This is a genomic window from uncultured Corynebacterium sp. (assembly GCF_902782855.1).
Taxonomy (GTDB): Bacteria; Actinomycetota; Actinomycetes; order Mycobacteriales; family Mycobacteriaceae; genus Corynebacterium.
On record NZ_CACZOO010000227.1, the window covers coordinates 1 to 7,400 of the forward strand.

The following is a 7,400-nucleotide window of genomic DNA, read 5'->3' on the forward strand; positions in this document are numbered from 1 at the left end:
CAGGTGCCGGGCCAGGGAGTGCATGTACTCTTCCGCGGCCGGCAGCGAGGTACGCAGCCGCTCGTGACGGTCACCCGTGGCGTCCTCGTCGAGACCGGCGAGGAAATCGACGGTCGCCCCGACAGCACCGAGCAATCCCGGGGCCAGCCCGCCCCGCTCCAGGGCGGCGACGCGGCGCTTCGCCAGGGAACTCAGATCAGGAGTGGAGTGGCGGCCGGTCTTCACGTCCGCCAGGCGCAGCTCGGCGAGCATCAACTGGTCGCGGAACACCAGTGCCCCGACCTCCGGACCCCCCAGCGGGGCCAGGTCCAGGGCGACGACGTCGGCGCCCCACTCCGCCATGTCGATGTAACGGTACGGCGCATAGGACGCGGCGTCCACCACCAACCACCCGTTGGACTTCGCGTGCAGCAGGTCGGCGATGGCACGGACGTCCGTCACCGTGCCGATGTGCTCGTTCGCCGCCGCGACCGCGACGACGGATGTCGACGGTCCGATGAGTTCACTGAACTGCCACGTCGGCAGGGATCCAGAGGTCAGCTCGGCCTCCGCCCAGCGCAGGTCCGCGCCGTAGAGATCCGCGGCGAGTTCCCACGGGGCGGTACTCACCGGGTCGTCGACCCGTGACAGCACGACCTCACGGCCGATGCGCAGCTTCGCCGGCACGGAGGACGCCAGGGTGCTCAATAACGCGGCACGGCTGGGGCCCAGCACGACGCACTCCGGCACACCGCCGACCAGGTCGGCGACCGCCTCACGGGCGGCGTCGATGTAGGCGTCCCCCCGGGTGCCGTCACCGGTGCCGGGGTCCGCCTGCAGCGGCGCGGTGCGGAACGCCCGCGTCACCGCGGAACTCACCTTCTCCGGGACCTGGGCACGCGCTCCGCCGTTGAGGTAGGTCCACCCGTCGGACTGGGAGACATAGAGCCCTCGGACCCTCGCGGAATCGAACACGCCTGTACGCACCTCAATCACTATGGCAGCCACTCGTCAGCACGATCCTACAGCGCCGTGCAGATACCTCCACAAGACCCGGGACGGATCCGGGGTCCACCCAGTGACACACCGAGGATACACCCGGGGGTACACCCGGGGGATCACCGGAACCGTCCGCGGGCCGCCGACGGGCCACCGACGAGCCACCCTGGCACGCAGCTGGGAACGCACGCAGCCTGTGCGCGTCATTGCCTCCGGGGCGGGACGCCGGGGTACCGTTGTCGGGTGTCCGATTCAGAGAACGAGAGCAGCACCGCCGCGTCGGTCGCACTGACCCCGGAGTTCGACCGTTACGTTGCCCGGGTCGACGACGACAAGATCCCGGCGTCCACGTCGCAGACCTTCGGGGCCGCCTGGGTCGACCTCAAGCGCGGCTTCAGCCAGCGCGAACTGTGGCTCGCCCTGGGATGGCAGGACATCAAGCAGCGCTACCGCCGCTCCGTCCTCGGCCCCCTGTGGATCACCATCGCCACCGGTGTGATGGCCACCGCCCTGGGTCTGCTGTACTCGCTGCTCTTCGACATCGACATCAAGGTCTTCCTGCCGCACGTCGCCGTGGGCCTCATCCTCTGGGGTTTCATCGCAGGCTGCATCAACGAGGGCTCCCAGGTCTTCATCGCCAACGAGGGCCTGATCAAGCAGCTGCCCAGTGCGTTGAGTGTGCACGTCTACCGGCTGGTGTGGAAGCAGTTCCTGTTCCTGCTGCACAACCTGGCGATCTGGCTGGTACTGCTGGCGGTGTTCCGGATCCCGGTCGGCTGGGAGGTCATCCTCGCGGTGCCGGGGCTGGCCCTGCTGGTCGCCAACGGCGTGTGGGTGACAATGTTCTTCGGGATCATCGCCACCCGCTACCGGGACGTCGCCCCGTTGTTGGAGTCGCTGGTGCAGCTGCTGTTCTACATGACCCCGATCGTGTGGATGGACTCCACCCTGAAGGACCGTGTCGGTGACCTCGGCAACAAGGCCTACCTCGCGGAGATCAACCCGCTGTACCACTACATGGCGGTCGTCCGAGGCCCGATGATCAACGAGCCGGTGGAGCTCCGCTCCTGGATCATCGTCTGCGTACTCACCGTCCTCGGCACACTGTTCGCCCTGGTCTTCATGCGCCAGTGGCGCTCCCGCGTCAGCTACTGGGTCTAACCGAGCACAGGAGAATCCCTTGGTTTCCATCGACACCTACAACGCCTGCGTCGACTTCCCCATCTTCGACGCCAAGACCCGTTCCCTGAAGAAAGCCTTCCTCGGGGCCGCTGGCGGGGCGATCGGCCGCAACGCCGACAACACCGTCGTCGTCGAGGCGCTGCGTGACGTGAACCTCCATCTCAAGGAGGGTGACCGGATCGGTCTGGTCGGCCACAACGGCGCCGGCAAATCCACCCTGCTGCGCCTGCTCTCCGGCATCTACGAGCCGACGCGCGGCTCCGCGGTGGTCAAGGGGCGCGTCGCCCCCGTCTTCGACCTCGGTGTCGGCATGGACCCGGAGATCTCCGGGTGGGAGAACATCATCATCCGTGGCCTCTTCCTCGGGGAGTCGAAGCGGTCCATGCAGAAGAAGATGGACGACATCGCCGAGTTCTCCGAGCTGGGCGACTACCTCTCCATGCCGCTGCGCACCTACTCCTCCGGCATGCGCGTCCGCCTCGCCCTCGGCGTGGTGACCTCGATCGAACCGGAGATCCTGCTGCTCGACGAGGGCATCGGCGCGGTGGACGCCGCGTTCATGGCGAAAGCGCGGGAGAGGCTGTCCGCGCTGGTGGCGAAGTCCGGCATCCTCGTCTTCGCCTCGCACTCCAACGAGTTCCTGGCGCAGCTGTGCGATTCGGCCCTGTGGGTCAACCACGGCGAGATCAAGGCGTGCGGTGCCGTCGACGAGATCGTCGGCGCCTACGAGGGCCCGGGTGCCCAGGAGCACGTCCGGAACGTGCTGAAGGACCTCGGACGGTTGTAGGGTCCGGCCACCTGACCTGGGGTTTTCAGCAGGTCATCACTGGCCTGAGCCGTCGACACTTGACATACATTAATGTATCGACAGCCAACAAGAGATCCGAAAGTGTTAATCTACCTGCACTTTTAAAGTTTGTCGCCTTATACTTTAACGATCGAGGCAGGGTTTTCAACTTTCCCTGGTTACACTTGACAGTATGACCTGGACCAGTGCCGACATCACCCGGGCCTTCGCGAACATGCCCACAGGTGGCACCGTCCTTCTCGGCGTCGACCAGAGGCGGGGGTTCGAGATCACGGGGATCAGCGCCCCAACGACATGATCCAGGCCGTCATCAGCCAAACCCGCAACACCGTGGAACCCGCACCACAGATCACCGCCTACCCGGTCACCGTCGAAGACAAGACCATCCTCGTCGTCGAAGTCGACGGTCTGTCCCCGAGCCGGAAACCGGCCCGGTACAGAGGCCAGGCCTACCTCCGGCAGGCGGACGGGGATTACCAGATGAACGCCAACGATCTCCGGATGCTCGAGGTCGACCGCCTCCACGAATCAGAGCGGGCCGAGTACGACCGTGCTCCGGTGACCGGCACTTCCGTCAAGGATCTCGACAGCGAGCTCCTGCCCGCGTACCTCGCATCAGTGAGGAACAGCAGCCGGCGCCTCCGCGACATGTCGGATGCCGACCTTCTCCGCGTCACCGGGGTCGTCTCCGACGACGGCACCCTGACCAGGGCAGGACTCTATGCACTCGGCAATTTCCCGCAGGGTGCCTATCCGGCCCTTGCGGTCACCGCCGCCGTACGTCTTCCCCGGGACGGCAGCGGAACCCGGACCCTGCACCGGAAGGATTTCGACGGCCCCTTACCTGCCCTACTCGACGACGTCCAGCAGTGGATCGCGATCAACACCGGAAGCTCCGACGTCTACCGCGAGGACGGGAACATGGAACACCGCCCCGAGTTCCCCCACCGAGCAGTCCGAGAACTCGTCGCCAATGCACTGGTGCACCGTGATCTGGGGCCGAACTCCCTCAGTGTCGGCAAGCGGGTCCAGGTCCGGGTGACCCGTGAAGAACTGATCATCGTCAACCCCGGCGGGCTGCACCGGCTGTCAGTTCGTGAACTGGCATCCGGACTGTTCCGCCCGATGGCCGTCAACCAGCGCCTCTACGAGGTCTGCAAGCATCTCACGACCTGCGACGGTGCCGGCGTCATAGAAGGTGAAGGCGGTGGCATCCGCGAGGCACTCGCCGCGACCCGGGATGCTGAGCTCCACCGTCCCCTTTTCATCGACCGGGGTGTGGATTTCACGGTCCGGCTACCCAGCGGCACCGTGTTCACCAGCCAAGACAACACACTCCTGCGGCGGCTGGCTCCCGGGATCCGGTTGACATCCGTCCAGGAGGCGCTGCTCCTGTCCCTCCATGACGGAGAGCCCTGGAACATTCAACGGATGTGTGCGGAGTTCTCACCACTCTCGCGATCAGAGGCCTACGACCAGACCGCCGCCCTCCGGGACCACGGGATCGGGGAAGTCACCTTGGACGGAATCTTCCTGGTCGGCGCTGGTGGTGCAGAAGAGCATCCTGCCTCCGCGGAACAACCGTCCCCGGTTCCCCGTGAAGTGGTATCCCCTGCCGAAGCCCCGGTCACCGACACACGGAAGATCACCCGGAACGGGCCAGCCATTCTGGCAGCCCTCACCACAGACACGGGGACGGACATCAATACTCTCGTGCATTCCACCGGACTGTCCCGGGGAGCTCTCCACTACGCGCTGGCGAAGCTTGTCGACTCCGGTGCCGTGATCGGGGACGGCGGGCAGGGGCAGCGGGAGACCACCTACCGATCTGTGTGACGCCCGATGGCGGCGCTCAGACTGCGTAGGTGGTCCGGAGCTGCCGAAAGCCCTGGTAGTAGCAGGCCAGTGCGGCGTCATCATCACCGGCAGCGAGCAGGGCATTGGTGGGTGTCACCATCTCATCGAAGATGCGACGGTACACCTCGCCACTGTCGGTGGAAGCATTGATCTCGGTGACGATCTGCGGTGCGTACTCGTAGTACTCCGCGACGACCTCATGCAGTTCTGGACGCGCGGTGGCGATCCGGTCGCGGTGCTCACGAAGGGTCTGGAGTTCGACGCCGTCATCCCGGAACTGCTCACCGAGCACGACCTCGCAGGCAGTGGTAAGGAAGCAGCCTTCACCAGAGGAGGCTCCGTCGTCTTTCGCGTAAGTAATGCGTGCTTCGTTTTCGCTGATGCGCTGAATACCGCTGACCTGCCATCCTTCAGCGCCGAGCCGTTGGCTGGATTTCTGGATCTGCTCGTCGAGGGTGCTGAACCAGCTGTCGTTCCTGACGATTTCTGTCCTGTACTTCGGGGACATGATGGCCCTCCCTTTCAGTTTCTGTGGTGCTCTGTTCTGTCGGACACTGATCAGACACGTGGTGCGTCGGGATTGTTCCCAGGGATTCCCCGAACCCGGATCTCCTCGCCACCTGACTTTGCTCACGTCAGGTCAGCGTGGGCATGGACCCGGAGATCCTGCTGCTCGACGAGATCGTCAGTCAGTGACGGCTTCCGGTGGAGCGTCATAATCCACGTCGGTGGGACCGAAGGCCATGCGGGTGAGCCAGGCGCTCTCCCCGTCCTTGAAGAACTGGACCGCTCCCGGATACGTGAGGTCGATCCGAATCTCTCCGACCGTGTAGACCGCACCGACGGGAAGCTCACCGTTCATCGTGATGTCCCCGAGGTTGCCCAGAACGGTTTTCGTCCGCGCCGGACCGAATTTCACCGCCAACCCGTTGGGGTTCACGTCGGCGACATCATCCGTCCAGGCGGTCAGCGGAAGTTCGAAATCGGTGCTGGCAGGGACTACCTCGCAGGCCAGCATGCCGGAGACCACGCACCGCACGTCATACTCCTCGTCGAGTCCGAGCCGGTAATTCCCGGTCGGCAGCACCGCACCCGGGTCCGCCACCTGAGGCCCGCTCGCCGCCGGCTCCGTCTTCGTGGTCTCGCCGGGGGCGGAGGTGACTATCCCCGGCACCTCAGTGCGTACCGCTGATACATCAGAAGCGTTATCCTCCTCTTCCTCATGTCCGCATGCCGCCAGCACTCCGGTGAGGGCCCCGGCCCCCAGCACCACTGCTGTTGCTACGCGCACCGGGTGTGCCTTCCCACTGCTTCTCCGTCTTCCCATGTCGATTATCTCCTCGAAGGAATGGGGAATGCGGTGCGCATTCCGTTCACGACATGAGACCCGGACGGACACGTCAATGTTCCCCCACGCGAGCTTCCCGCTCCGCAGCCCCCCTACCGCACGTACTCCAACTGCCCCACGTCGATGTACCCGCAGGCGAACCCCGCCTCGCAGTAGGCAAGGTAGAAGTGCCACAGCCGCTGGAAATCAGGCCCGAAACCCAGCTCCTGCACCTCCCCGGTGGACGCCGCCGCCAGGAACGCCTCATCCCACCGGCGCAGCGTCTCGGCGTAGTCGCGGCCGAAACTGCGCCGCATCCCCGGACGCAGCCCCGCCCGCACCGCGGACTCGTTCAGCGCCCGCACACTCGGGATCACCCCGCCGGGGAAGATGTACGTGGTGATCCACGTCGCGGCGTCCTTCGTGGCCAGCATCTGCGCGTGGTCCATGGTGATCGCCTGGATGACCGCGCGCCCGCCGTCCACCAGCCGGTCGTGGACGACCCGCATGTACTCGTCCCAGTACTCGTCACCGACGGCCTCGATCATCTCCACGGAGACCACCGCGTCATAGGTGCCGGTGACCTCCCGGTAGTCGCACAGCTGCACATCGACCAGCCCCGACAGGCCCGCCGCCGCGATCCGCTCACGCGCCAGACCGGCCTGCTCCGTCGACAGCGTCACCGACGTCACCTGCGCCCCGCGCCGGGCGGCGTGCAGGGCGAGCTCGCCCCAGCCGGTACCGATCTCGAGGACGCGGGTCCCCCCGCCGACCCCGGCGCGGTCGAGGGCGCGCTCGACCTTCGCGTCCTGCGCGGCGGCGAGCACCGCCCCGCGTCCGGGCCCCTCCGGCCGGTCGAACAGGGCCGAGGAGTAGCTGAGCCCCTCGTCGAGGAAGGTGGCGAAGAAGTCGTTGGAGAGGTCGTAGTGGGCGCTGATGTTGCGCTTCGCGCCGGTCACCGTGTTCTTCTGCCAGACAGGACGCCGCGAGCTGTACAGCCCGCCGAGCCGTTGCAGCCACGGCGGGAGCAGCCCGGTGATCTTCCGGCACAGCTTCGTCAGTGTGCCGGCCAGGTCTGCGGCGTCCCAGTCCCCGGCGACGTAGGACTCCCCGAAGCCGACGAGCCCCTGGGTGCCGAGGCGCCGGTAGAAGTCCCCTGGCCGGTGGAGGACCAGGTCGGCGTCCTCCCCCTCCCCCACGGTGATCCCGCACATCGTCGCGGCGCGGCGCACGACCTGTCTGGCGACC

8 protein-coding genes are annotated in these 7,400 nt (G+C 66.1%); 4 read left to right on the top strand and 4 right to left on the bottom strand.

Translation table 11 applies throughout. The annotated features are described in order from the left end of the window. Window positions 1-954: aminotransferase class V-fold PLP-dependent enzyme (locus QZV72_RS09505; protein WP_297007801.1), on the bottom strand; the 954-nt coding region annotated here is incomplete at its 3' end. A 360-nt stretch (window positions 955-1,314) separates the two neighbouring features. On the opposite strand from QZV72_RS09505, the gene QZV72_RS09510 reads away from it, so the two are divergent. The 4 genes from QZV72_RS09510 (at window position 1,315) to QZV72_RS09525 (ending at window position 4,804) form a co-directional block, all read left to right on the top strand. Beyond that, window positions 1,315-2,139: an ABC transporter permease gene (locus QZV72_RS09510; RefSeq protein WP_297007819.1), complete on the top strand. Its 825-nt coding sequence runs from the start codon at window positions 1,315-1,317 to the stop codon at window positions 2,137-2,139. A gap of 19 nt (window positions 2,140-2,158) precedes the next feature. Continuing rightward, window positions 2,159-2,947, top strand: a complete 789-nt coding sequence (locus tag QZV72_RS09515; protein WP_297007804.1) for an ABC transporter ATP-binding protein — start codon at window positions 2,159-2,161, stop codon at window positions 2,945-2,947. A gap of 193 nt (window positions 2,948-3,140) precedes the next feature. Continuing rightward, window positions 3,141-3,266 (top strand): hypothetical protein, encoded by a 126-nt coding sequence (locus QZV72_RS09520; protein WP_297007806.1) that lies wholly within the window; start codon window positions 3,141-3,143, stop codon window positions 3,264-3,266. Beyond that, window positions 3,263-4,804: an ATP-binding protein gene (locus tag QZV72_RS09525; protein ID WP_297007809.1), complete on the top strand. Its 1,542-nt coding sequence runs from the start codon at window positions 3,263-3,265 to the stop codon at window positions 4,802-4,804. Before QZV72_RS09520 ends, QZV72_RS09525 begins: the two co-directional genes overlap by 4 nt. Window positions 4,805-4,820: 16 nt before the next feature. On the opposite strand, the gene QZV72_RS09530 is transcribed toward QZV72_RS09525, so the two are convergent. The 3 genes from QZV72_RS09530 to QZV72_RS09540 all read right to left on the bottom strand — a co-directional run. Continuing rightward, window positions 4,821-5,333 (bottom strand): hypothetical protein, encoded by a 513-nt coding sequence (locus tag QZV72_RS09530; RefSeq protein ID WP_297007812.1) that lies wholly within the window; start codon window positions 5,331-5,333, stop codon window positions 4,821-4,823. Window positions 5,334-5,510: 177 nt separating this feature from the next. After that, window positions 5,511-6,116 carry a hypothetical protein gene (locus tag QZV72_RS09535; RefSeq protein ID WP_297007814.1) on the bottom strand — a complete coding sequence of 202 codons (606 nt, stop codon included), beginning with the start codon at window positions 6,114-6,116 and terminating at the stop codon, window positions 5,511-5,513. Window positions 6,117-6,265: 149 nt separating this feature from the next. Continuing rightward, window positions 6,266-7,400: cyclopropane-fatty-acyl-phospholipid synthase family protein (locus QZV72_RS09540; RefSeq protein ID WP_297007816.1), on the bottom strand; the 1,135-nt coding region annotated here is incomplete at its 5' end.